The following is a 25,122-nucleotide window of genomic DNA, read 5'->3' on the forward strand; positions in this document are numbered from 1 at the left end:
CGTCGGACCTACTGAGGATATCCGATGGCGGTCTGGCAATACGATTTGTTCGTTGTTGGTGAAGGGAAGACTCTTCTGCTGTCAATGGATGGTGGTTGGGATCTTCCTCAATTTCCTACTGCGTCAACGCTGAGCGCGCAACGAACCTTGGTAGGCTCACTGGACGATCCCTGGTTGATGGGGGATGACTGGGTAGTGTTTGGGAGCGAAAACAGCACTCGTATTGACTTCATATTCAACGAAGCAGACGAGGTAGAGATACGCGTTCGCCTTAACGCGTCAGCATCTGAAGCAGACCTCAATGCTGTATGCACCTTTGTTTGTGAGCTCAGTAGCCGACTTTTCGATCCCGCAACCGGGACGGTGCTTCAACCCGACTGCAGCTCAGTGGCTACCGCTCTCGCTAAATCCCCTGCGGCGATGTTTGCCCGCTCACCGCAATCATTTCTGTCAGGGGAACAGACTAACTGATCGGTTCACGCCTGCTCTGGGCCGGCTCCCGCCTGTCGTGACACTCCGTGATTTTTCCACGTCGGCAACATGCTATCCTGAGTTGACCGGCCGAGTTCAGCCGACGGGCGGACGGAACGTAACACGCAAAACAGTTCTCGACTGTCCGTTTTAGGTCGGCTGCTGTCGCGCAATCAACGGCTGGGACCGGCCATGAGCGGACCTTGCCCTCAAGCTTACTCAAAGCTCAATTCAAAAGGACAGGCGGCGATGACGAAGGAAGCCTTAATGGCGAAAACCCACAGTGCAACACAAGCAGAGCGGTTCATTGCTTTAGGGTGGACGTTGGCACTTGAGATCAAAGCGGCAAACGGAGAAACTTACGAGTGGCTACTTCGTTGGAATCACGGTTCTATGCCAGTTAGGCCTAGTCAACCGATAGACAAGTCAGCGACTTCGTAAATACAAATTTCCGCTTTGGATCGGTTATGGCCGGTCGTGACCGTCCAAGACTTTTTCGCTTCGGCAACATGCTGTGCTTAAGCAAACGGCCGAGTTCGGCCAAGAGCGGACGTTTAATGAATCCACTTGTCGCCCTTGTAACTCTGCAAAAGACTAACGATGAGCCGTCCGCAAAACGAAATTCTCTTGGAAATCGACCAGTTTAAGCCTAGCCCTGCAGGCGACCGGCGCGAGTTAGACACGCTCCTAGCGGAACTTTGGCAGGGGGATGTATCTATAGCTTGTCTGCCGGGGTTCGCGTTTTTGAACGATTTCCCGAGGATGATGGTGCTGGAGTCTTTTGGAGCATTGTTCACGGGGTTGAATCGACCGATCTGAATTGCGAGGGACCGTTGCGAGAATCGTTGTTGCGACAACCTTCTGAGCTCGGCCAGATCATGCTGCGCCGGCTTGAAAAGTGGAAGGCATCCCTGCAATAGGTAGGAAGCTGTGCGTCCGCTTCGGGTCCAGGCTGTGTAAAAACATGAACACCGAACTTGGGGCCTCTGCGTTGGGTCACGGTTAATTGTGGAGCACGGGATGGCCTTGTAGCAGGCCGTTGTCTCTGCGCGATACGTTTGGCGAAGTGTGGAGGAAGAGTACCGTCAGGAGCTCATGTGTCGTCAAAATCAAGGCATACGCCCTGATGACACTGAGCATTGCCGTCACGCCCAGCAGCTTCATTAAGCGTCCGAAGTTATAGGCGAGCACGTGCAGGCTCATCTCGGTCTTCACGCATTCCAGTCCTTTCGTCAGGAAGTGCGTGGCACCCATCCACGACTTTATCGTGCCGTACGGGTGCTCTACCGAGGAGCGCCGCAGTCGCATCGCGTCGGGATTGGCGTCGAGGCGTGCCTGCATTTCGTCGAGCAGGTCTTGATGCTCCCAGCGGGTCACTCGGCGTTGCTGACTCGGTGTGCACCTGTCCTTCAGCGCGCAGCCTTTGCAGTTGGAGCTCCAATATCGATGGTTCGTCATACCATGCTCGACGGTCGCAAAACGCCAGATCAGCGCTTGGTTCGCCGGACAGCGATATTCGTCCTTCTGTGCGTCGTAGATGAAATCGGCCTTGTCGAACCTGCCGTCGAACTTGGCATTTGACGTCTTCGTTTTCGGTACCAGGGCGTTAATGCCGGCTTCATGGCAAGCCAGGATTTCTTTACCGTTGAAATAACCACGATCAGCGATGGCGGTCATTGTCGTGGCCCCGATCGCAGTCCGGGCCTTCTTGGCCATGCCAGACAATTGGTCTCGATCGCTGCCGTTGTTCGTGACATCGTGCTCAACGATCAAAAAATGATGCTTGGCGTCGACCGCGGTCTGCACGTTGTAGCCGACGATACCGCTGCCTCGCGTCATCATCGAGCGGGCGTCCGGATCAGTGAGTGAAATCTGCGTTTCGCCTGTTTCTACCAGCTTCGCTTCAATTTCTTTGAGCTTGACCATCTGCTCCTTCAACGCCGCAATCTTGTCGTTGAGGCGGATATTTTTCGCTTGTTTGGCGGTCGGCTCCGGCCGGTCGGCCGTGTCGAGTTCCGCCAGGTAGCGAGTGATGTTGGCCTCGATCTCCTGCATCCTGCGCTTGAGCTTGGCATCGGTGAAATTGCGGTCGCTGCTGTTGACGGCCTTGAACTTGCTGCCATCAATGGCCACCACTGCATCCGAAAACAGATCCAACTGCTGGCACACCACAACGAACTGACGGCAGACGTTGCGAATGGCCTTGCCGTTGTCCTTGCGGAAGTTCGCTATCGTCTTGAAGTCGGGTCTTAAGCGCTGCGTCAGCCACATCAATTCGACATTGCGCTGGGCTTCCCGCTCGAGCCGCCGGCTCGACTGGATGCGATTGAGATAGCCGTAAATGTAGAGCTTGAGGAGCACGGCCGGGTGGTAAGCGGGCCGGCCTGTTTTCGCAGGTTGCACACGTTTGAAACCAAGGCCGGCAAGGTCCAACTCCTCCACGAAAACATCGACCACACGTACTGGATTGTCCTCAGCCACGTAGTCGTCCAAGAGCTCGGGCAGCAGCGTACCTTGTCCTCGATCCTCGCCTTCGATAAAGCGCTTCATGTCGCATCCGTATTGATGAGATACTGGCTCAACGTTTACTGGACCGGTTCCGTTTACCTGGACCTATGTTTTTACACAGCCTGGGTCGGTTGCGGTCACTCAGCAAGGACCGCAACCGGCCAAAAGCGGTCGCTCGCTCCTCAATTTTCACAATTTCTGCACGGATACGATAAAAGTATCACTCGCGGTTGCATTTTTTTCTTGCTCTTGATATTCAAGCCATTTACTGCCATTGCTGGAACAACCAAATCTTGCTCCGAGTTGGCGCGAAAAGCCGACAAAGAGAAAGCACTCATCCCTGGCTACATGTCTGGCCGAAAGGTGATCGGTCGGGGCCGTGCTTATTTTTACGCGGCTCCAGACGCATCTTGCCGGCTAAAGGCAACGTTCGTTATTCCGAACGATATAGTCCAGGCTTATTTCGACGTGGAGGGCTACACGGAGGTCACTTACTGGGATGCAAAAGCAAACGCTGTGACAGGATGGATTCCGAATTCACGTCTGGTGGAGACAGGTACGGGGATCGGGCCGCGAGAGGAGCAGTAACTTGGTTTAACGCATTGTCTGACCGTCCGGTTTGGGTAGGTTCCTACCGGTCGTGGCAGTCCGTGACCTTTTCGCCTCGACAACCTGCTATGGTAGCTCGACCGTCCGACATCGGCCACAACCCGACGGCTACTCCGATGTCCGCAACGTGGGACACGCGGCAAACGCTAACGGTGAAGCGGGGCCGAGGCACACATTCGCAATGAGCACCCCTACGCAGCTTGTACGGAGTGACTTGAGCCCGTCGCCTCGAATTTGCGCTATTTTTTTTCGCAGCATTTCAATCAAGTGTGCAAACTATTGCTAAGATTTAATATGGCCAACATTGTCCTTTTCCTGTTTTTTATCTCGCCCTATGTTATGGCGATCGAAGTTGACCAAGTAGCTAACCCGACGAGATCATTGTCGGGGTACCAGTCATTGGTTTTTGCCCCGGATACAAGCCTCCGCGCCTTGAACAATGCTGCTGTGAAAATAAGCCTCAAACAATACAGAGGGGAGTGGGAAAACGGGAAAGCTTCGGGTTTCGGAACACTTGATGGATATTTCGTCATAAAAAGTTCAGCAAATGAGATTAATGCCCAACTAATGAGTAGAGATCTTGCGGTTCGTGCGATGGCAGAAACAGTTGTGGAACGAGTTCGTACCGATGCCGCACTTCTTAAAATTGATCCCGACCAAGCGGTTTCTAATTTCCTAGGGGATCAAAGGGTTCAGTTCCGATTTATTGGGAACTTCGTCAACGGAAGGGCAAACGGGCCGGGTCGAATAGAAACTGCAACTCGCACGTTGAAAGGCAACTTTCATGACTGGAAACTGGACGGACTTGTCACGCATCTTTATGGATCCAGTTTGGTTCTGCTTGAAATGTTTTCTAATGGATCACCAACAAATGGACCAATACTTATAAACCAATACAGCGGAAACACTAATTTTCCGACCCGTACTTTTGTTGGAGTAGCGAAGGACGGGGCGCTAAAAGGTGATTGGTTCAATTCAAGGGTCATGTGGAGAGGTACAACGTGGTCGTCTAGCCTGATGGACGGAACAATCTTAACAGTTTATGACAACGGAGACCGGAGTGAGTGTACCTACGCTGCGCCCCCTGTCTCGACTACAAATCTGAGCAAAATTAGGGGGCTTTCGGAGTACGGTATACTTGGATACTCTGATGAGACGTATCAGCAGAGCATAATAGAGTGCAAATATTCGGAAAATGGCTGGACCTTCCGACATTCCGTATCGCAAACGGGGCCATTTGCCTGGAAACACAAAAGTCCCTACTACTGCTGGGATCCCCAGCGGAGAAGCGGAGTAGTGACCATTACAAAAGACGATGAGCTAAGTTGTACCGTAACCAGCACTGAGATGACTTATCAATGGGGGAAAAAAATCGGTTTGAAATTAGAGCATCTTGCCCACGAAGTTCGTAACATCATATTGACGCCTATTGACGCGGTTGGAAAAGCTGTGGCTACAACAATTTGTGACGTAGCACAGAAAGAGCCAGGAAAAGATTGCAACGTGTCAATTTCTTATGGTCAAACTTTTGATGTTCCAGATACGGAAGCCTCGCGAAAATTGCGGGCGGCCGCTGACTTGGAAAAGTTTCTTCAGGCGCGGCAAGCTTTGCAGGAAAAACTTTCCAACGATCCCAACAAAACGGAATGGAATACCTCAGCGAATATTTTCTTAGGTTGCGCTAAGTCGTGTGCTGAGCCAGCCCAAAACTTTTCAATGTTGGCAGTGCAGGAGATAAACGCCATTCTTACAAGTGGATTCGAAGAAGACATCAAAAGAAGGCGGTTGGCTTCTCTTTCTGATACCGCTTGGTCTATCTTTAGTATGTTTAAACCAGCGATTGATGCGGGGGCTTCTGCTTATTCATATCTAAATATGCAATCAGATTTGTTTAATGCCAAGGTTTATTTGGAGTCGTTAGAGCCAAGCCCTACAATGACTGCCACAAACATAGAAGGCGTTCGGAATGAGCTAAACATCTTATATTTTAAATATCAGACACCGGCCGCGATGGAATTGGCATCGCAATTTTTGTATCTTTTGCAGGACGCGGCGATTCAAGGGCTGCCCGGCTTGCCCGTGAAGAACCAAATCGCGTTGGCGATAGCCTTTGGTATCTCCAATCCAACTCAGTTTTTCGAAAAATACAAAGATTTCAAGTCTAAGGAGGAGCTTGTTGATAAACTAATTGAAATTAAGTTTGCGAAATGGAAAATTCCTCCACCTCCTCCGCGCAAGGAGTAGCTTTTCGGGCAAGCCGAAACCGGATTTATTTTGGCGCAAAGCTAGCATTGCACGCTTGCGGAGCCCATTTCATTTCTTCATCAATTGACTTGCGTTAAAGCGGCTGGAACGGTCATGATTGTTGTTCGACCCGTTATTCGTCTAAATCGAGGCCGGCGTGAACGCGCTGAATTTCTGCTGCTCAAAGGACGCGATGTTTCGTCAAGTGAGTCAACCCTAAGGACCATCTTTAATCGACGAGGATTGCCAAGACCGTCTGGATCGTCACGATTTTTCGATTCATGCGCTGGATTATGGGGCAATCGGTCTGGCCCCGGTTCGGCATGGACACTCGTTAACCGACGGCTCCTTTGAATCGGGCCCGGTCTGTCGTGGCAGTCCGTGAACTTTCCGCTCCGGCGACATGCTATGCTAACTCGACCGGCCGAGATCGGCCAGAACCAGTCGTTCAGTAGCCGCGACCGGTACCCATCAACACTAGGAAATTTCGTGTTTACCACTATATGCGAAACCAGATGCGATGAGTCAGCGGGATTTCCGTCCTACTTGCGACCGCTAGTGCGCAATGTCGCAGCTTTGCTCGCGTGCACAGAAATACATGTCCCATCTGAGGTGTTCATGGTCAAAATCGATCACGAAACCCTACAGATTCCCTATCGTCTCTATTACAATCGTGAATTGCTACGGTTGAGGCTGCACACCTCCTACGGCATCAAAAAACTTGTGCTGGCGTGCCTGGGAACGCGGCACTACGACGGCTATTTACGTCAGCAATGCCTTAGGTACTTACTGCGCAGCGAGGCATGTTGGGTATTCCCTTACATCGTTCAACTCGCAGGAGAATATGTTGTTGAGATCGCGGACGAGGTTGCTGAAGGCATCGTGGACCGCGATAGTTCTTCCATTGCTGAGTTTGTAAGACAAAACTCGGATTACCTTGCAACGTTCGGACGGCGTGTAACAAGTTATTGGAATGAGTATTACCGCCGTGCTTACCCGTGTAGAGACCACTACCCAGGCAGTAAAGTCCTTGCCCATTTGAATGCGCAGTCGGATGCGGCCATACAACGAGGGGCCGAGAGCGGCCAGAAGCGGACCGTCAACCAGTGAAAGAATGATGAGAACAAAAGATACGGTAAGGCCCCTTTATAAATTTGCTCTCGTAGTTTCGCTCGCGGCGGTCGCACCATTTTCCGACGCAACTTCGCAATGCCGTATCAAAGGCGGCTGTATTGACGAGGCGTCGGCATCGTTCATAGCAACGTTTGAAGTTTTCGAGAAGAAGTGTGCCGAAATTGACCCAGTCCGCGCCGAGCAATACCACAAGAAAGCCACGGAAAGCCTTGGGACCGAAAATACCGACTTTCTTCGCCGCTTGCGCAAGTCGACGATCTATGCACAAGTGTTACTCGAGACTGAGTCCGAAGTAGATGCTAGAGATCGAGAGCAACTGCATCTAGACTGTCGCGCGTTTTTCTTTGGCCCCTTAAAGCAAGAGGAAACCGCACAATCCAGAGATGGTGTTCCCCTGTCGCTTGGCAATCTCCCTACACCGTATCAGCAAAAGTCGAAGGACAGCAAAGCGTCGACAGCTGCCCTACATTGAACGGCCGAGATCGGCCAGTAGCGGACGTCTGGCGAATTCAGATGCAAATCGTTGCCCATCTTCTGTTTCAGCAGTCGTGCGTTAATTCGAGAACATGAGAAAAGATTCTGAAGATTTTATGTCTTGGTTGAAGTATCTCGATATTGAATACCTCAACGAGACTACGTGCAACGCGGTGAGCGACTTGGACATCAATGATCCCACCGATTGGAGCAGTATCATCGAATTGACCATGCGCGAGGATGTGACTAGCTTTAGCTCCGCCGCTCGGGCGTCAATGATTAAGGTGCTCGACGATTTAGCTGACTATCCAGAGCTTGAGGTCCGAAAGCTGATTGATGAGCGAGTGGCCATGCCATTTGACACACCGCTCCGAGACTATCTACCTTTCTTCGAGCATGTACGTCGAGTGCTTTTCGATTATGCGGCGACAAAAAGGACCTAGGTAAGCAAGATTCTCGGCATGCGACCGTCCGGTATGGGGCGGACGCGGTCCCAGCCGGCGGACCACTATGAGCAAGAACCGGACGGTTGCTGTATCGATCGCAGAAAAGGAAGCGTTATGAATTACTTTGTCGGTTTTGGTCTTGGAACGGCGCTAGGCACTAACTTTGTCACAGGCTTTTTCAGTGACGGCCACCAATTCGACTGGGCGCGCGCACTGTTCGTTGGTTTGTTTAGTGGTTTGGCGGCGGCCAGCTTGTCGTTGCTTAGCCGTAAAAAGAAAGGAGATTGATAGATACGGCGTACGCCAATGTGAAAGTCTGCGATGAGTTGCGCATTCAATCGGTGCTCGCAACACATTGGTTGAACCGCTGTGCTGGCGTTTCGTAGTTGAGCGTCTTTCGTGGCCGCTCGTTCAGCAGCCTCGCTACCTCGTCTAGATTCTCCTGGGAGTACGTAGAGAGGTCCAGTCCTTTCGGAAAATATTGTCGTAGCAGCCCATTGGTATTTTCGTTCGATCCACGTTGCCAAGGATGATGGGGATCGCAGAAATAGACTTGGATATGGGTATCCAGGGTAAAGCGCTTGTGGTCAGCCATCTCTTTGCCTCGATCCCACGTCAGCGATTTATACAGCTCCTGAGGTAGTTTTCGCGCGTTCATGACGAGCGCATTGACCACCGACTCGGTGTCTTTGCCGGCCACCTTCACGAGCATCACATAGCGAGTCTGGCGCTCGACGAGTGTAGCGATCTGGCTGTTGTGGCTGCCGAAGAGCAGGTCGCCCTCCCAGTGTCCAGGTATCGCGCGATCTTCGACAGTAGCAGGACGTTCGCTGATCGAAACGGTGTCAGTAATCCTGCCGTGGTCACCTGTCTTTTGCGTGTGATGGCGCGACCGACGCATGTCCCGGGTACGTCGCAAGTGCGCCAGCAGCTCCTTTTTCAGTGCACCGCGGGCCTGAATGTAGAGGCTGCGGTAGATCGTTTCGTGTGACACGTGATAATCCTCGTCACTCGGGTATGTCTGCTTGAGCCAACCAGCAATCTGCTCCGGCGACCATTGGACTTGCAGCTTGCTGGCGATGACACCTGCCAGCTTTGGATTCGTGACGAGCTTACATGGTTTGGGACGTTGGGCTCGATCCCAAGCACGTTGGTCGGCTTGAGCGGCCCGGTAGCCATCCAGGCCACCGTTGCGCTTGATCTCGCGACTGACTGTCGACGGTGCTCGCCCGAGCTTGAAAGCGATGGACCGGATCGACTGGCCAGCCACGACTGCACGCGATATCTCCTCGCGTTCAGCCAGCGTTAGCGCTAGTGGGGATCGACATCGTTTTGCTGGACATATGCCGCCAGTCTCCGCCAAAATCCTATCAACTGACGAGTGGCTGCGGTCGAACATCTGGGCAATCTTTTGAAGCGAATCGCCTTTCCTCCATCGTTCCCACATCAGTGCCTTTTGGCTGTCCGTGTAATAGATGCGTGGCCTCTGCTTCATGTGAACACTCCTCCATACGTCTTAGAGTGTTGCGTTCACCAGTTGAATCCACAGTCGAAAGCGGACGTACACGGCCGTAGTTTGGCAATGCCGCACCCGACGATCGAAAGCACAGGGAAAGACCGACACACCGGGAACCTCGAACGGAGCGGGATCGCGATCCATGGGGCGATTCGCATCGGCCCCGTGGAGGGAATGACGGTTCAAGTGGCGATGGCGATGGATTGAACGACGGCGACGGTGGTGGACGATGACTTTCCCGAGAACGCTTGACCGCACGCCGCCTGCCAACACATGGAACACGTGGCGATGCTTCTTCGGGTTTAACGATTAACGTCGATCCCGGCAGTATAACGACCCGCCGGCATGTCGTTTCCGTTCAATACTGCGCCGCGCACCCGGCCGACAATGCAGGCATGAAAACGACTACGCCCCCCTCCTGCCCCTTCCACGCCGGCGCGGCGGACACGCCCCCGGCATCCCATCCACCCGGCACCTGGCCTCCCGGACCGCCGTCCGGCCTGACGGGCTGGCGCTTCCTGCGCGCGATGTCGCGCGACCTGCTCGGTGCGCTGTCCGCCTGGCGCGACGCGTACGGCGGCATGGTGCACCTGCGGATGTGGCCCGAGCACCAGATCATCGTCACCGACCCGGAACGGGTGCGCGAACTGCTCGTCGACCATCACGACGCGCTGGTCCGCTGGGAGCGCGCCATCGACGTGTTCGCGCAACTGCATGGCCACAGCACCCTCACGTCCGAAGGCGCCGCCTGGCGCACGAAGCGCCACGCGCTGCAGCCCGCGTTCACGCCAAAGGCCGTGCAGGCTTTCCTGCCCGCGATCGCAGCAGCCGCGGACGCCGCGTACGCGCAGTGGCCGCAGTATGCCGACGCGTGGCCGATCGAGAGCGCCTTCACGTCGCTGGGCATGGACGTGATCATGCGGATGACGTTTTCCAGCGGGGTGACGGCCGACACGCGCGATGCCGAATGGGCCGTGCACCAGGCGAGCGTCGCGGGGAGTGCCGAGATGTATTGGCCCAGGAGCTGGCCCGACTGGATGCCGTGGAAGGCGAAGAAGCGCCGCGCGCTCGCCACGCTCGACCGGCTGATCGACGGCCACGTGCGGGCGCGCATGGCGATGCCGCGGGCCGACTGGCCGCAGGACCTGCTCACCCGCCTGCTGGCGCTGCACATCGAGGACCCCGCGGCCTGGCCCGTGAAGGCCGTGCGCGACGAGTGCATGACGGCGTTCCTGGCGGGCCACGAGACGACGGCCGCGACCCTGACGTGGTGGTCGTGGTGCATGGCCGCGAACCCGTCCGCGCAGGCGGCCGCGCGCGCGGAGGTCGACGCCGTCCTGCAGGGGAGGAGCCCGACGGCCGCCGACCTGCCCGCGCTGGACTACCTGGGCCGCACGTTGCAGGAAACCTTGCGCCTGTATCCCGCCGCGCCCGTGCTGATCTCGCGCCGGTCGGTGCGGCCGATCACGCTGGGCGGCTGGCAGCTGCCGGCGCGGACGATGTTCGGCATACCGCTGCAACTGATGCACCACGACGCGCGCTGGTTCCCGGAGCCGCAGGCGTTCCGCCCCGAGCGGTTCGCGCCCGGCGCGCCGACTATCCCGCGCGGTGCCTTCATGCCGTTCGGGACGGGACCGCGCGTGTGCCTGGGCCAGCATCTCGCGCTGGCGGAGATGACCTTGCTGGCCGCGATGTTCCTGCAGCGGTACGCGGTGGACGTGCCGGCCGGGATGACGCCGCCGAAGCCTGTCTTCAACATCACCTTGAGGCCCGAGACGCCGCTGACGCTGCGGCTGACCGCGCGCACCGAATGATCGCGCCGCGTCGTCTGCACCGGGCCGGCGGTGCGCTCCTCGCGGTCTTCGTCGCCGTCCACGTCGCGAACCACCTGGCGGCGCTGGCCGGCGTCGAGTCGCACGTGCGCGTCATGGACGCCGCCCGCCGCGTATACCGGCAGCCGGTCGTGGAAGCCGTCCTGCTGCTGTGCGTGGTGCTGCAGGCGGCCAGCGGCCTGCGCATGCTGTGGGCGGGGCGGCAGCGGCGGCGCGGGGTGCTTCCCTGGCTGCAGGCTGCATCCGGCGCGTATGTGGCGCTGTTCCTCGCGATCCACGTCGTGGCCGTGCTGGCCGGGCGCGCGGGTGGGCTCGATACGAACTTTTACTTCGCGGCGGCCGGGTTGCACGTGTGGCCGTCCGTGCTGTTCTTCGTGCCGTACTATTTTCTGGCGGTGGCCGCGCTGTTCGTGCATCTGGGGTGTGCGCTGCGGCGGGGGAGGGCGGTCGTTGCGGGATTCTCGGCCGTTGGTGTCGTCGTCGCGGGGCTGATCGTGGCCACGTTGATGGGGAACGTGGTGCCCGTTGAGATACCGGCGAAATACCTGCAAACGTTTGCTCGCGGGTAGGGTGGACGGCTCGCCGTCCACGCGGTGAGAGGCGCTATCGGATAGGTCGCGTCCGTGCCGGCATCCGCTGAACGCGTGGACGGCGGAGCCGTCCACCCTACGATGTCGACGAAACGATGAAGGGTCAGTCGAGCAGGTCGAACAGCGTACGCGCGACGACCTTGGTCGCGCGGCGCAGGTCTTCCAGGTCGATGTGCTCGTCGGCACGCTTGGCGTTGCTCTCGCCGACCGTGCGCGGACCGCAGCCGTACAGCACGGCCGGGACACCGGCTTCGCCGAACAGGCGCGCGTCCGTGTACAGCGGCGTGCCGGCCGCGCCGATCTCTTCGCCGAACACATTGGTCGCATGGCGCGACAGCGCGTCGACCAGCGGCCGGTTGCCGTCCAGCGGTTGCAGGGCGTTCGCCAGCAGCATGCGCTTGATCTCGATGGTGATGCCCGCGCTGTCGGCGACGGCGTCCTGGATCACCTTGCGGATCGTCGCTTCGACTTCCGCCGGGTTCTCTTCCGGGATCATGCGGCGGTCGAGCTTCAGCACGACCTTGCCCGGCACGACGTTCGTGTTGGTGCCGCCTTCGATCAGGCCCACGTTCAGGTACGGGTGGTTGATGCCCTTGACCTGGCTCTTGACCTTCTTGTACTGCGTGTTCTGGTCGTACAGCGCGACGAGGATGCGGGTCGCGGCCTGGAGCGCGTCGACGCCGGTTTCCGGCACGGCCGCGTGGCCCATCTTGCCGTTGACCGTCACTTCCATCTGCAGGCAGCCATTATGCGCCGTGACGACCTGGTAGCTGAAGCCTGCCGCGATCAGCAGGTCCGGCTTGACGAGACCTTGCTGCAGCAGCCAGCCCGGGCCGAGCTCTCCGCCGAATTCTTCGTCGTACGTGAAGTACAGTTCGACGCCGCCCTTCAACGGGGCGCCCAGCGCTTCCAGGGCGCGCGCCGCGAACGTGAAGGTGGCGAAATCGCACTTGCTGACGGCGGCGGCGCGGCCGAACAGCTGGCCGTCGACGACTTCGCCGCCGTACGGGTCATGCGTCCAGCCTTCTCCCGGCGGCACCACGTCGCCGTGCGCGTTCATCGCGACGGTGCGGCCCGGGCCGTATTTGCGGCGCACGATCAGGTTCGTGATCGTCTCCAGGCCGGCCGCCTTGACGGTCGGTGCCGGCACCGAATGCTTCTCGGCCTCGAAGCCGAAGTCCTTCAGCAGGTCGGCGGCGCGCTCGGCGTGGGGCGCGTTGTTGCCCGGCGGGGTGTCGGTCGGCACGCGCACGAGCTCCTGCAGGAAGCGCACCTCCTCGTCGAAATGGGCGTCGATCCAGGCGTCGAGGGCCTCGTAGGGGGCGGCGGTTTTATCGGTCGTGGTCATGTCAGAATTCCGTGGCGAGTTGGTCGAGAAGGGTTTGGAAAGCCTGGACGCAGAGTTCGGTGTCGTCGTTGGTGATGGATTCGAGCGGGTTGTGGCTGATGCCGGCGTTCAGCCCGCGCAGGAACAGCATGGCCTGCGGCAGGATGTCGTGGATCTTCATCGCGTCGTGGCCGGCGCCGCTGGGCATGCGGAAGACGGGCAGGCCGAGCGTCTCGACGGCGCGTTCCCAGCGCTGGCGCCATTCGGTCGCGCATGGCGCGGCGGCGGCGCGCATCGTTTCCTCCAGCGAGAACTGGAGGCCGCGGCGGGCGCAGATCGCGGCCAGTTCGGCCACGATGTCATTGGCGGCAGCGTCGCGCACCTCGTTCGTCGTGGCGCGCACGTCCAGAGAGAATTTCGCGCGGCCCGGCACGACGTTGATCGAGCCGTTCGGCACTTCCAGCATGCCGACGGTGGCGACGAGGTCCGGCACGGCACCGCCGCGCTTCTCGGCGAACAGCACCAGTTCGGCGGCTGCTGCCGCAGCGTCGCGGCGCATCGTCATCGGCGTGGTGCCGGCATGGCTGGCGACGCCGACGATCTCGCCGACGAAACGCACGCTGCCGTTGATCGACGTGACGACGCCCAGCGGCAGGTCGAGATCGTTCAGCACCGGACCCTGTTCGATGTGCGTCTCGACGAAGCCGAGATACTTCGACGGGTCGCGTTTCAGCGCCGCGATGTCGTCCACGTTCAGGCCCGCATGCGCGATCGCATCGCGCATCGTGACGCCGTCCGCATCCTTCTGGTCGAGCCAGTTGGTGTCGAAACCGCCGCACAGGGCGCCCGACCCGAGGAACACGGCTTTATAACGCTGGCCTTCCTCTTCCGCGAATCCGATGACTTCGATGCCGTAGGACAGGCGCTTGCCCTGGCGGTGCAGTTCGCGCACGCAGGCCATCGGCACGAGGATGCCCAGGCGGCCGTCGTACTTGCCGCCGTTGCGCACGGTGTCGTAGTGCGAACCGGTCAGCAGGCGTTTCGCAGAAGGATCGGCGCCGTGATAGATGCCGACCACGTTGCCGACGGCGTCGATGGTGACGTCGTCGAAGCCGCAGTCTTCGCGCATCCAGGTTGCCAGCTGGGCGGCGGCCGCGCGGTGCGCATCCGTCAAATACGTCACGCAGAGCTCTCCGCGCTCGGCGTAACCGGGTTCGCTGTGGGCGGCCAGCTGCTCGTGCCAGTCCCACACGAGGTTGCCGAGGACCGGGTGCTGGTCGAACTTGTCGTCCAGGCGGATCTCGGCGATGCGGTGGATGTTGCGCAGCGCTTCGGCGAATTCGAAGTCCGGGCCGTTGGCCAGGCGGCGCGCGAACGTGGCGATGATCTCCGCCTTCTGCAGGCCCAGGCCGCGCGGGCCGCGCACGGCGAGGATGAACGGGAAGCCGAACTTCGCGTTGTAGTCCGCGTTCAGCTTCTGGATCGTCGCGAATTCCTCCGGCGTGCAATTCGTCAGGCCGGCCTTGTTCTGTTCATTCGTTGATTCGGCCGTCAGCGTCTTGCTGACCATTGCCTTGCCCGCGAGCTCCGGGTGGGCGCGGATCAGGCCCAGTTGTTCGTCGCGCGATGCGTCGCGCACGGCTTCCACGAGGCCGCGCTTCAGTTGCGCCAGGGTGGCGAACGGGCGCTTGGCCCAGGCGCGTGCCGCGATCCAGGGCGAGTGTTCGTAGACGCCGTCCAGCAGGACAGTGAAGCCCGCTTCGTCGGCGGCGTTGAGTGTCTCCAGGGTTAACATTGTTCTTACTCCCACGCGAATGCGGTGTCGGGGTTGTAGGGATGCACGCTCTTCCAGTGGCGCGCGATGTCGATGCGGCGCGCGACCCACACGCGGTCGTGCTGTTCGATGTAGTCCAGGAAGCGCTGCAGCGCGCGGAAGCGTCCCGGGCGGCCCAGAAGGCGGCAGTGCATGCCGATGTTCAGGACGGACGGGCGCTCGCCGCCTTCCTGGTAGTGCACGTCGAACGCGTCGCGCAGGTAGGCGAGGAACGGGTCGCCGTGCGAGAAGCCTTGCGGCAGCGCGAAGCGCATGTCGTTCGTGTCCAGCGTGTACGGCACGACCAGTTGCGGGGCCTGCGTGCCGTCGGTCTTGCGGACCTTCAGCCAGAACGGCAGGTCGTCGCCGTAATAATCGCTGTCGTATTCGAAGCCGCCGTAGTCGGCGACGAGGCGGCGCGTGTTGGGGCTGTCGCGGCCCGTGTACCAGCCCAGCGCGCGCTCGCCCGTCAGGCGTTCGATGGCTTCCATGCCGCGCGCCATGTCCGCACGCTCCGTCGCTTCGTCGACGTTCTGGTAGCTGATCCAGCGGTGGCCATGGCATGCGATCTCGTGGCCCAGTTCCTTGAACGCGGCCGTCACGTCCGGGCTGCGATCGAGGGCCATGCCGACGCCGAAGATTGTCAGCGGCAGGCCGCGCTTCTCGAATTCGCGCAGGATGCGCCAGACGCCCACGCGCGAGCCGTATTCATAGATGCTTTCCATCGATAGGTGGCGGGCGGGGAACGAGGCCGGGTTGAACATCTCGGACAGGAATTGCTCGCTGCCGGCGTCGCCGTGCAGAACGCTGTTCTCGCCGCCTTCCTCATAGTTCAGGACGAACTGCACGGCGACGCGGGCGCGGCCCGGCCAGTCGGCGTACGGCTGCTCGCGGCCATAGCCGGCGAGGTCACGTGGATAGTGCTGGGTCATGATGGTGTCTTTTGATCATGGGTGGAGGATGTCGGCCAGGTCCACGCGCTGCGGATCGAGGTGCAGGTTGTGCTGGACGTTGGCCAGGTGTTTCGAGACGAGGCGCACGGCCGCCTTGACGTCGCGCTTTTCGAAGGCGTCGACAATGGCCACGTGCTCGTCCAGGGATTCTTCCGCCGAGTGCGACGACTGGCGCATCAGCGCGATCAGCGAGGAGCGCGTCAGGAGTTCCGAAAGCATCTGCACGAGCACCTGGTTGCCGAGCATCTGCGCCAGCACGAGGTGGAAGTCGCCCAGCAGGCGGGTTCGGCCGGGAATCTCGGCGTTGTTGACGGCCGCGCGTTCCAGCTCCAGGTGGTCGCGCAGCTGCTTGACCTGGGCGTCCGTGATCGTCGCGCACAGCTGCTTCGTCACGGCCGTCTCGAGGATGGCGCGCACTTCGAACACGTCGTTCGCTTCCTCGGCCGTCGGCGTGGCGACGAACGCGCCGCGTGCCGGCTCCAGCACGACGAGGCGGTCGCGCGACAGCTGGTTGAATGCCTGGCGCACGACGGTGCGCGACACCTTGAAGATGTCGCCGATCTTCTGTTCGGACAGCTTCGTGCCCGGCATCAGGCGGCGCTCGGCGATCGCCGTGGTGATGGAATCCACGATGCGCTGCGTGGCGCTGCCGGACGGCGCGGACGCGGGCGTATCATGGATGTCGCTGGTCAGCGGGACGATCTTCAGGGGTTGGCGGGCTCGGTTCATGGTCGCTCGGGACAATAAGTGATTGACATCGTGTTTGAAGTGTATACACTTTTCAAAAAAAAGAAAACACAAAGTGTATGCAATTTTTTACTTCAATCAACAAGAAAGGAAATCAGATGGGACACCTCAGCACCCACGTGCTCGACACGATGAACGGCTGCCCGGCCGCCGGCATGCGCGTCACGCTCGAAGCGCTCGACAATAACGGCAGCGCGCGCACGATCAAGACGCTCACACTCAATAATGACGGCCGCAACGACGGCGGTCCGCTGCTGAACGCTGAGACGATGGCCGTCGGCCGCTACCGTCTCACGTTCAGTGTGGCGGCGTACTTCCGCGAGAAGGGCGTGAACCTGCCCGAGCCGGCCTTCCTCGACGTCGTGCCGCTCGAATTCGGCATCGCCGACGCGGCAGGTCATTACCACGTGCCGCTGCTCGTCAGCCCGTGGTCGTACTCCACTTATCGTGGCTCGTAAGCACGGAGCGTTGTTTTTCTCATAAAGTCATACCCTTTTTCAAAAAGATCGTATACAGTTGTTGTGTCGCCGCGGAGCACATCGGCACCCGGGCCCAGCCCGACGCCGGTGGTTGCGATGATTTGCCCCTCACAGAGCCCGCTGTGGTGATGGGACAGCCTGGTGCGTCGTTTGCGCCATGCTTCCTTTGTATTTGAGGCTCTCATGGAATCCTATTTGCTCGACTGGGTGAACTTGCTGTTGCGCTGGACCCACGTCATTACCGCGATCGCCTGGATCGGCGCATCGTTCTACTTCGTCTTCCTCGATAACTCGCTGACCAAGCCGACGTCGCCCGACCTCGTCGAAAAAGGCGTCGACGGCGAGCTGTGGGCCGTGCACGGCGGTGGCTTCTACCATCCGCAGAAATACCTCGTCGCCCCGAAAGCCATGCCCGAGGGCCTGCACTGGTTCTACTGGGAGAGCTACGCCACGTGGCTGTCCGGTTTCGGCCTGTTCACCGTCCTGTATCTGTTCAATGCCGGCACCTTCATGGTCGACAAGCAGGTGCACGACTGGACGGCCGGTGCCGCCGTCGGCACCGCGCTGGGCTTCCTCGTCGCGTTCTGGCTCGTCTACGACACCATCTGCCGCACGTTCGGCCGCAAGAAGAACGGCGACGCCATCGTCGGCGCCATCATCTTCGTGTTCGTCGTGTTCGCCTCCTGGCTCGCGTGCCAGCTGTATGCCGGCCGCGCCGCCTTCCTGCTGGTCGGCGCCATGCTGGCCACGTCGATGAGCGCCAACGTGTTCTTCTGGATCATCCCGGGCCAGCGCAAGGTCGTCGCGCAACTGAAGGCCGGCCAGCCGGTCGACCCGATCTACGGCTGGCGCGCCAAGCAGCGCAGCGTCCACAACACGTATTTCACGCTGCCGGTGCTGTTCGCGATGCTGTCCAACCACTACGGCTGGCTGTACTCGGGCGAACATAACTGGGTCGTGCTGGTCCTCATGATGCTGACCGGCGCCCTGATCCGCCAGAGCTTCGTCGCCCGCCACAAGGCGCTGGTGCACGGCAAGCGCGTGCCGTGGGAATTCGCCGGTTTCGGCGTGGCCGCCATGCTCGGTCTCGTCGTCTATCTGACCCCGAAACCCGAGGCGGACCTGCCGGTCATCGCATCCGCTGCACCTGTGAATAGTGCCGCAGCCGCCGGTGCCACCGCGCAGAACGTCAGCTTCGACCAGGTGAAAGGCGTCGTCGCCCAGCGTTGCGCGATGTGCCACTCGGCCGCCATGCCGAGCAAGGGCATCTCGTTCGATTCGCCCGACGCCATCAAGCGTCACGCCCAGCAGATGTACCAGCAGGCCGTCGTGACCAAGCAGATGCCCCTGAATAACGCCACCCAGATCACGCCGGACGAGCGCAATCTCATCAAGCGCTGGTACGAAGAGGGCGCCCCGACCAACTAACCCGTTGTAACCTGTCCGGCGGCCCCCACAGCGGGCCGGCGGACACGCTCGCGCGCCCGGCCCAGGCAGCCGGCGCGTGGCGGGCGGCATGCTTCTTATAGTTTCGAACGCAGTACACGCAGTTCATAAAAACATTTAGGAGACAAAAGCATGACCCAGCCGTCCCGCCATCCGGTGGACGAACGGCTGCCGCTCGCGCGCCTCGGTGCGCTCGGGTTGCAGCACGTCCTCGTCATGTACGCCGGCGCCATCGCCGTCCCCCTCATCGTGGGACGCGCACTGAAACTCCCGCCAGAACAGGTCAGCATGCTGATCTCGGCCGACCTGTTCTGCTGCGGTATCGTGACACTCATTCAATCCCTTGGCCTGACATCGTGGTTCGGCATCCGCCTGCCCGTGATGATGGGCGTGACCTTCGCGGCCGTCGGCCCGATGGTCGCCATCGCGAACGCGGTCCCCGGCGTCGACGGGGCCCGTGCGATCTTCGGTGCCGGTATCGGCGCCGGCGCCGTGGCGCTGCTGCTCGCGCCGCTCATGAGCCGGCTGCTGCGGTTCTTCCCGCCCGTCGTCACCGGCACCATCATCCTGATCATCGGGGTGACCCTGATGCGCGTCGGCGTCGGCTGGGCGATGGGCGGTCCGGAAAGCACGGCGCAGAGCGTCGACACGGCGAAGCTGGCCGCGATGGTCGATGCCGCCCGCGCCAGTGCCGCGCAGGCTGCGGCCGCGCTGCCGCCGGGTGCGGAGGCGCCGGCGCTGAAGCTGGCCGGCCCGGTGCCGATGACGCCGAACCCGAACTACGGCGCGCTGGACCACCTGGGCATCGCCGCGTTCGTGCTGGCCGTCGTGCTGTGCCTCGTCCGGTTCTGCCGGGGCTTCCTGGCCAATATCTCGGTCCTGCTGGGCATCGTGGCCGGCTGCGTCGTCACGTTCGCCCTGGGCGAGATGAACTTCGACAAGGTCGGCAAGGCCGCCTGGTTCCAGCTCGTGACGCCGCTGGCGTTCGGCGCGCCCACGTTCGACCTGGTCATGATCGTCACGTTCGCCGTCGTCATGATCGTCGTGATGATCGAGTCGGCCGGCATGTTCCTGGCGCTGTCGGAACTGACGGGCAAGGACCTGGACCGGAAACAGATGGCCGCCGGCCTGCGCACGGACGGCCTGGGCACCCTGATCGGCGGCCTGCTGAACACCTTCCCGCACACCAGCTTTTCGCAGAACGTCGGCCTCGTGGCCGTCACGGGCGTCAAGAGCCGCTGGGTGTGCGTGGCCGGCGGCATCATCATGATCGTGCTGGGCATGCTGCCGAAGATGGCGGCGCTCGTCGAAGCGATCCCCCAGTTCGTGCTGGGCGGCGCGGGTCTTGTCATGTTCGGTATGGTTGCCGCAGCAGGCATCCGCATCCTGACGCGCGTGGACTTCCGGAACAACCGCTACAACCTGTATATTGTCGCCCTGTCGATCGGCTTCGGCCTGATCCCGCTGGTGGCACCCCGCTGGGCCCAACAGATGGCCCACAGCCTGCATCCGTTGCTGGAGTCGGGCATCCTGCTGACCGCCGTCGCCGCGGTCGCACTGAACCTCTTCTTCAACGGTACCCGCGACATCCCGGCAGAAAGCCATGGAGATGCGGGCGCCACCAACAACCATCCAACTATCGCCCAAGGGAGCAAAGCATGAAAAAAACCGTCCTGACCATGGCGCTGTGCGCGTGCGCGGCAACGTCCGTCCAGGCCGCCGAATGGAGCGACACGTCGATCGGCTACCGTACCGGCAGCCGTTTCCGCGAGCCGTTCAACGCCAGCGAAATCCGCAAGGACATCATCGACATCAACCACGTGAGCGGTTATGCCTACGGCACGAACTTCTTCAACCTGGACGTCCTGTTGTCGAACAAGACCGATCCGTCGGCGCCGGGCGCCAGCTCGGGCGCGCAGGAGTTCTATCTCGTGTACCGCAACACGATCTCGCTGGGCAAGGTGAGCGGCAAGGAATTCGCCTACGGTCCCGTGAGCGACGTCGGCCTGACGCTCGGCTTCGACGCCAACACGAAGGACGATGCCGGCTACAACTCGAAGAAGCGCATGCTGGTCGTCGGCCCGACGCTGGCCTTCAAGGTGCCCGGCCTGCTGAACGTGGGTATTTACGGCCTGTGGGAGAGCAACGCGCCGAACAATGAATTCACGCAGACCAGCGTCTCGCGCTACCGCTACGACACGCACCCGATGCTGGGCGCCGTGTGGGCGTTCCCGATCGGCGCCTCGGGCTGGTCGTGGGAAGGCTTCGCGAACTGGATCGCGGCCAAGGGCAAGGACGAATTCGGCAACCAGACGGCGCCGGAAACGAACATCGACATGCAGCTGCTGTACGACCTGGGCCCGCTGCTGGGCGCCAAGCCGAAGACCTTCCGCGCCGGCGTCGCCTATCAATACTGGCACAACAAGTTCGGCAACGACAGCAAGCGCGTGCCGGGCGCCTCGGCCAGCACGCCGATGGTCAAGGCGGAGTACCACTTCTGATTTACGAGTAGGACGGGGCGGCACGGCGGTGCCGGCCCGTTGTTGCCACCGGCGCGCTTGCCTTCGGGCGGCGCGCCGTTTTTTTTTGGGTGTATCTGTCGGCCCGCGCACAGGCGCGAAGGCAAGGAGGACTCCGATGGCCACATATATCCTGGTGCCGGGCGGCTGCCACGGTGGCTGGGCATACGACGCGGTCGCGCGCCGATTGACGGCGGCGGGGCACGGCGTCGACGCCCTGACCTTGTCCGGCCTGGACGGCGGACCGGCGGCGGGCGTGAACCTGGAGCGCCACATCGCCGACGTCGTCGCCGCGATCGAAGCGGTCGATACGCCCGATGCGCCCGTGATCCTGGCCGGCCACTCCTATGGCGGCATGGTCATCGCGGGCGCAGCCGACCGCCTGTCGTCCCGCGTCGCGGCGCTCGTGTTCGTGGACGCCTTCGTACCGGACGATGGCGACTCCGTGTGGTCTCTCACGACCCAGCGCTACCGCGACTCCTTCATCGCCGGCGCGGCGGCCGACGGTCTGGCCTGCGCACCCTCGCCCCATCTCGATGCGCGCTGCCGGCCGCATCCCCCGCGACGTTGGTCCAGGCGATCCGGCTGACGGGCGCGTGGCAACGGGTCTGCACGAAAAATCACGTCGCCGCGACCGGCTGGGAGGGAAACCCGTTCGTCGAGCTGAACGAGCGCTTGCGCGCCGATCCCACGTGGCGTACCCACCGCATCGACTGCGCGCATGACATTCCCCGCTTGTCGCCCGCGGCCCTGACGGATATTCTTCTCGAACTCGAATTGACCAAGCACGGAGATCCGGATGCGGACAAACGATCGTGACATCGACAGCGCCGGCGGCCGGATTAAAATGATGAAGCGGCTTTTCGTGCTGTCATGGAGCCTGGCGGCCTTTCATGGCGCGGTCGCGCAAACCGCAAGCGACCGCCCGCGAGGGACGCCTTTCACGGCCGCGGACAGTGCCTATGTGATTCGCGTCGTTAAAAAAATTCGGGCAAACGTCACCTATGACGACAGGTCGAACCAGGTTGGCAACCCCAGGGTCGTGTATCGGGTGCTGATGCTGCCCACCGGCGAAGTCATGTCGGTCGATCGCACTGCGAGTAGCGGCATTCCCGACTTCGACCTCGCGGTTCAAAAAGGCATCTGGAAGTCTTCGCCTTTGCCGACGAGGGAGGATGGTGAAGTCGAGCATGCATTCGTCATCGAATACTCGTTAAAAAAATAATGGTAGTCGCCGAACCGGGCCGTCGCCCGATAATCCTGGATAAAAGATGAGTCTGTTGACTAAGGTACTGTGTTGGGCGGTGGTCACTGTTCTCTGGGCGCTCGCCGCGGTCTATTTGACGTGGCTGGCGCTGCCCGGAATTCGATATGTGCCGGACGGTCCTCAGTATCGCTTTATCGCGACGCTTCTCGCAGGCCTGGTCGGCGTGCTGGCGGGGCCGTTCGTTGGATGGAAAGCCGTGCGTATCTTATTCAATAAATAGGGGGCGGATGCAAACCATCGACCATGACATCATCATCGTCGGCGCCGGCCCCACGGGCCTGATGCTGGCCGCCGAACTGGCGCTCGCGGGCGTGGACGCGGCCATCGTCGAGCGCAAGCCGGTGCAGGCCCGCGTCGGCGGACGGGCGGGCGGCCTCCATGCGCGCACGCTCGAGCTGCTCGACCAGCGCGGCATCGTCGATCGCTTTCTGGCCGCGGGCAAGACGCACCCGCGGGTCAGTTTTCACGCCGCCCTCGACATTAGCGATGTCCCGACCCGTCACAATTACCTGCTCGCCCTGCCGCAGGAAAAGACCGAACGGCTGCTCGCGGCATGGGCCGGCGAACTGAATGTGCGGATCCATCGCGACCTGGAAGTGGAAGACATCGCCGGCGACGACAGCGGCGTCGACGTCACGACGACGCAGGGCGCGCGCATGCGTGCCCGCTGGCTGGTCGGCTGCGACGGCGGCCGGAGCCGCATCCGCAAGCTGGCCGGCATCGGCTTCCCGGGCTGGGACGCGACCACGAGCTGGCTCATCGCCGAAGTGAAAATGCGTGATACGCCGGTGCCCTGCTTCCACGAGGATGCGTCCGGCCGCCATGCGATGTCCTTGATGGAGGATGGCGAGACGGTCGGCGTGGTGCTGGCGGGACGCGATCCGCAGGCGGCCGGCGAGCCGACGCTCGACGAACTCGCCGCGGGCCTGAAAACCGTCTACGGGACCGATTTCGGCGTCCATTCGCCCACGTGGCTGTCCCGCTTCAGCGATGCCGTGCGCCAGGCGGACCGCTATCGCAAGGACCGCATCCTGCTGGCCGGCGACGCGGCGCACATCCATCCGCCGCTGGGCGGGCAGGGTCTCAATCTCGGCGTGCAGGATGCCGTCAACCTCGGGTGGAAGCTGGCGCAGGTCGTGAAGGGTATCTCGCCGGCGTCGCTGCTCGATACCTACCAGGCCGAGCGTCATCCCGCCGCCGCGCGCGTGCTGCGCAACACGATCGCGCAGGGTGTGCTGCGGCGCCCGGACGACCGCACGCCCGTGCTGGGCGAATTCGTCGCGGAGATGCTCGCGATGGACGAACCGCGCAAGCGTTTCGGCGCGATGATCGCCGGCCTGGACATCCGCTACGACCTGGGCGCCGGTCACCCGCTGCTCGGCCGGCGCATGCCGGACCTGGATATCGTGACGGCCGCCGGGCCGACCCGCGTCTACGCGCTGCTGCACGATGCGCGGCCGGTGCTGCTGAACTTCGCCGCGACATATGCCGACGACCGCGTGAAACGGGTCGACGCGGCGTTCGATGGCGTCTGCGAACTGCCGGTCGTTGGCCCGGTGCCGCTGCCCGCTGCGGTGCTCGTGCGGCCGGATGGCCACGTGGCGTGGACGGGCGACGGCGGCGCGGCGGGCCTGCGCGCGGCATGCGCGGTGTGGTTCGGCGCCTGACCGGTGCAGGCCGCAAGAACAGCGCGCACCACGCCGGCCGGCCCGCATCGTTCCTGTGCACGCGCGTGAGCGGCCTCGCCAAAAATGGTGCGCCGCTGCACCAGCAGGCAGCGCCGGCACGATCGCGGTGCGCGAGCCCGTGAGAATCGCCCCGCGCCGATGCAGGCCCGCTTCTTGCATAACTCCCCATGACGGCGCAACCGACGCCGGATCACCGATCAATCACGCCGCCTCACGGGCGGCCCCTAGGGAGAAGTTTCATGGCGTACCTGGTGCCTTCAGAATTCGTGACCAAGATGGTCGACGCGGGCGAATCCAAGATCTACATGTCCACGCGCGATGCGCTGATCCGCGCTTACATGGCCGGCGCCATCCTTGCCCTGTCGGCGGTGTTCGCCGTCAGCTGTTCGGTGGCCACCGGTGTGCCGCTGATCGGCGCGCTGCTGTTCCCGGTCGGCTTCTGCATGCTGTACCTGCTCGGCTTCGACCTGCTCACCGGCGTGTTCGTCCTGACGCCCCTCGCGCTGATCGACAAGCGGCCCGGTGTCACGCTGCCGCGCGTGATCAAGCACTGGGGTATCGTCTTCACCGGTAACTTCCTCGGCGCGTTCACCGTGGCGTTCCTGATGGCGTATATCTTCACGTTCGGCTTCCACACGGACGGCGGCGTGCTGGCCAAGACCATCGGCACGATCGGCGAGAAGCGCACGCTCGGCTATGCGGAATACGGCTTCGCCGGCATGCTCACCCTGTTCATCCGCGGCATGCTGTGCAACTGGATGGTGTCGACGGGCGTCGTCGGCGCCATGATCTCGACGACCGTCGGCGGCAAGGTCATCGCCATGTGGATGCCGGTGATGCTGTTCTTCGCGATGGCCTTCGAACACTCGGTCGTGAACATGTTCCTGTTCCCGTTCGGGATCCTGACGGGCGCGCACTTCACGTTCCTCGACTACCTGATCTGGAACGAGATCCCGACCGTGCTGGGGAACCTCGTCGGCGGCCTCGCATTCACGGGACTCACGCTGTACTCGACGCACGTGAAGACGGCGCCGAAGCGTTCGTTCAACTAAACCATAC

The 25,122-nt window shown here is 61.2% G+C and carries 23 protein-coding genes and 1 pseudogene; 18 read left to right on the forward strand and 6 right to left on the reverse strand.

What is annotated here, in order from left to right:
• The first annotated feature begins 24 nt into the window (after positions 1–24).
• Entirely contained in the window at positions 25–471 is a 447-nt protein-coding gene (locus P0M04_RS23115) for a hypothetical protein (RefSeq protein WP_259449438.1), read from the forward strand.
• Positions 472–1,590: 1,119 nt separating this feature from the next.
• Here the strand turns inward: P0M04_RS23115 and P0M04_RS23120 are convergent.
• Positions 1,591–3,021 (reverse strand): annotated as a pseudogene (locus tag P0M04_RS23120) (IS1182 family transposase); the annotation flags it as partial.
• Positions 3,022–3,882: 861 nt separating this feature from the next.
• Between P0M04_RS23120 and P0M04_RS23125 the strand changes: the two are divergent.
• The 5 genes from P0M04_RS23125 (at position 3,883) to P0M04_RS23145 (ending at position 8,174) form a co-directional block, all read left to right on the forward strand.
• On the forward strand, positions 3,883–5,832 hold the full coding sequence (locus tag P0M04_RS23125) for a hypothetical protein (RefSeq protein WP_259449436.1): 1,950 nt from the start codon (positions 3,883–3,885) through the stop codon (positions 5,830–5,832).
• Positions 5,833–6,450: 618 nt separating this feature from the next.
• Complete coding sequence (locus P0M04_RS23130; RefSeq protein ID WP_259449435.1) at positions 6,451–6,942, forward strand: hypothetical protein; 492 nt, start codon at positions 6,451–6,453, stop codon at positions 6,940–6,942.
• Positions 6,943–6,946: 4 nt separating this feature from the next.
• Entirely contained in the window at positions 6,947–7,438 is a 492-nt protein-coding gene (locus P0M04_RS23135) for a hypothetical protein (RefSeq protein ID WP_259449434.1), read from the forward strand.
• A gap of 94 nt (positions 7,439–7,532) precedes the next feature.
• Positions 7,533–7,883: a hypothetical protein gene (locus P0M04_RS23140; RefSeq protein WP_259449433.1), complete on the forward strand. Its 351-nt coding sequence runs from the start codon at positions 7,533–7,535 to the stop codon at positions 7,881–7,883.
• Between the two features lie 117 nt (positions 7,884–8,000).
• Entirely contained in the window at positions 8,001–8,174 is a 174-nt protein-coding gene (locus tag P0M04_RS23145; RefSeq protein WP_259449432.1) for a hypothetical protein, read from the forward strand.
• Between the two features lie 46 nt (positions 8,175–8,220).
• Here P0M04_RS23145 and P0M04_RS23150 read toward each other — a convergent pair whose 3' ends face one another.
• The gene (locus P0M04_RS23150) at positions 8,221–9,381 is read right to left on the reverse strand and encodes an IS30 family transposase (RefSeq protein ID WP_259449431.1); all 1,161 of its coding nucleotides are present in this window, start codon (positions 9,379–9,381) and stop codon (positions 8,221–8,223) included.
• A 416-nt stretch (positions 9,382–9,797) separates the two neighbouring features.
• Between P0M04_RS23150 and P0M04_RS23155 the strand changes: the two genes are divergently transcribed.
• Positions 9,798–11,216 (forward strand): cytochrome P450, encoded by a 1,419-nt coding sequence (locus P0M04_RS23155; RefSeq protein WP_259449430.1) that lies wholly within the window; start codon positions 9,798–9,800, stop codon positions 11,214–11,216.
• Positions 11,213–11,803 (forward strand): hypothetical protein, encoded by a 591-nt coding sequence (locus P0M04_RS23160; RefSeq protein ID WP_259449429.1) that lies wholly within the window; start codon positions 11,213–11,215, stop codon positions 11,801–11,803. The genes P0M04_RS23155 and P0M04_RS23160 overlap by 4 nt, the downstream gene beginning before the upstream one ends.
• 124 nt (positions 11,804–11,927) lie before the next feature.
• Here the strand turns inward: P0M04_RS23160 and P0M04_RS23165 are convergent, their stop codons facing one another.
• Genes P0M04_RS23165 through P0M04_RS23180 form a run of 4 tightly spaced genes read right to left on the reverse strand, consistent with a single transcriptional unit; the run spans position 11,928 to position 16,646 of the window.
• A complete protein-coding gene (locus tag P0M04_RS23165) occupies positions 11,928–13,172 on the reverse strand; it encodes a M20 family metallopeptidase (RefSeq protein WP_259449428.1) in 1,245 nt (414 codons plus the stop codon).
• Between the two features lies 1 nt (position 13,173).
• Complete coding sequence (uraD, locus tag P0M04_RS23170) at positions 13,174–14,946, reverse strand: 2-oxo-4-hydroxy-4-carboxy-5-ureidoimidazoline decarboxylase (RefSeq protein WP_259449427.1); 1,773 nt, start codon at positions 14,944–14,946, stop codon at positions 13,174–13,176.
• 5 nt (positions 14,947–14,951) lie between these two features.
• Positions 14,952–15,896, reverse strand: a complete 945-nt coding sequence (puuE, locus tag P0M04_RS23175; RefSeq protein ID WP_259449426.1) for an allantoinase PuuE — start codon at positions 15,894–15,896, stop codon at positions 14,952–14,954.
• Positions 15,897–15,911: 15 nt separating this feature from the next.
• Entirely contained in the window at positions 15,912–16,646 is a 735-nt protein-coding gene (locus tag P0M04_RS23180; RefSeq protein WP_259449425.1) for a GntR family transcriptional regulator, read from the reverse strand.
• A 116-nt stretch (positions 16,647–16,762) separates the two neighbouring features.
• Between P0M04_RS23180 and uraH the strand changes: the two genes are divergently transcribed.
• From uraH to P0M04_RS23230, 10 genes are all read left to right on the forward strand, one after another.
• A complete protein-coding gene (uraH, locus tag P0M04_RS23185) occupies positions 16,763–17,122 on the forward strand; it encodes a hydroxyisourate hydrolase (RefSeq protein WP_259449424.1) in 360 nt (119 codons plus the stop codon).
• 204 nt (positions 17,123–17,326) lie between these two features.
• A complete protein-coding gene (locus P0M04_RS23190; RefSeq protein WP_259449423.1) occupies positions 17,327–18,571 on the forward strand; it encodes a urate hydroxylase PuuD in 1,245 nt (414 codons plus the stop codon).
• A gap of 150 nt (positions 18,572–18,721) precedes the next feature.
• Positions 18,722–20,251, forward strand: coding sequence for a nucleobase:cation symporter-2 family protein (locus tag P0M04_RS23195; protein ID WP_259449422.1), 1,530 nt, complete (start codon positions 18,722–18,724; stop codon positions 20,249–20,251).
• Positions 20,248–21,090, forward strand: coding sequence for an outer envelope protein (locus P0M04_RS23200; protein WP_259449421.1), 843 nt, complete (start codon positions 20,248–20,250; stop codon positions 21,088–21,090). The genes P0M04_RS23195 and P0M04_RS23200 overlap by 4 nt, the downstream gene beginning before the upstream one ends.
• Before the next feature lie 136 nt (positions 21,091–21,226).
• Positions 21,227–21,697: an alpha/beta hydrolase gene (locus tag P0M04_RS23205; protein WP_281042078.1), complete on the forward strand. Its 471-nt coding sequence runs from the start codon at positions 21,227–21,229 to the stop codon at positions 21,695–21,697.
• Positions 21,676–21,927, forward strand: a complete 252-nt coding sequence (locus P0M04_RS23210) for a hypothetical protein (RefSeq protein ID WP_281042079.1) — start codon at positions 21,676–21,678, stop codon at positions 21,925–21,927. Before P0M04_RS23205 ends, P0M04_RS23210 begins: the two co-directional genes overlap by 22 nt.
• Positions 21,908–22,333 carry a TonB C-terminal domain-containing protein gene (locus P0M04_RS23215; RefSeq protein ID WP_259449419.1) on the forward strand — a complete coding sequence of 142 codons (426 nt, stop codon included), beginning with the start codon at positions 21,908–21,910 and terminating at the stop codon, positions 22,331–22,333. The genes P0M04_RS23210 and P0M04_RS23215 overlap by 20 nt, the downstream gene beginning before the upstream one ends.
• A gap of 46 nt (positions 22,334–22,379) precedes the next feature.
• The gene (locus tag P0M04_RS23220) at positions 22,380–22,595 is read left to right on the forward strand and encodes a hypothetical protein (RefSeq protein ID WP_259449418.1); all 216 of its coding nucleotides are present in this window, start codon (positions 22,380–22,382) and stop codon (positions 22,593–22,595) included.
• A 7-nt stretch (positions 22,596–22,602) separates the two neighbouring features.
• Positions 22,603–24,042 (forward strand): FAD-dependent monooxygenase, encoded by a 1,440-nt coding sequence (locus P0M04_RS23225; protein ID WP_259449417.1) that lies wholly within the window; start codon positions 22,603–22,605, stop codon positions 24,040–24,042.
• A gap of 260 nt (positions 24,043–24,302) precedes the next feature.
• Positions 24,303–25,115 carry a formate/nitrite transporter family protein gene (locus P0M04_RS23230; protein ID WP_259449416.1) on the forward strand — a complete coding sequence of 271 codons (813 nt, stop codon included), beginning with the start codon at positions 24,303–24,305 and terminating at the stop codon, positions 25,113–25,115.
• The last annotated feature ends 7 nt before the right edge of the window (positions 25,116–25,122 follow it).

It is taken from the genome of Telluria mixta (assembly GCF_029223865.1).
Taxonomy (GTDB): Bacteria; Pseudomonadota; Gammaproteobacteria; order Burkholderiales; family Burkholderiaceae_D; genus Telluria; species Telluria mixta.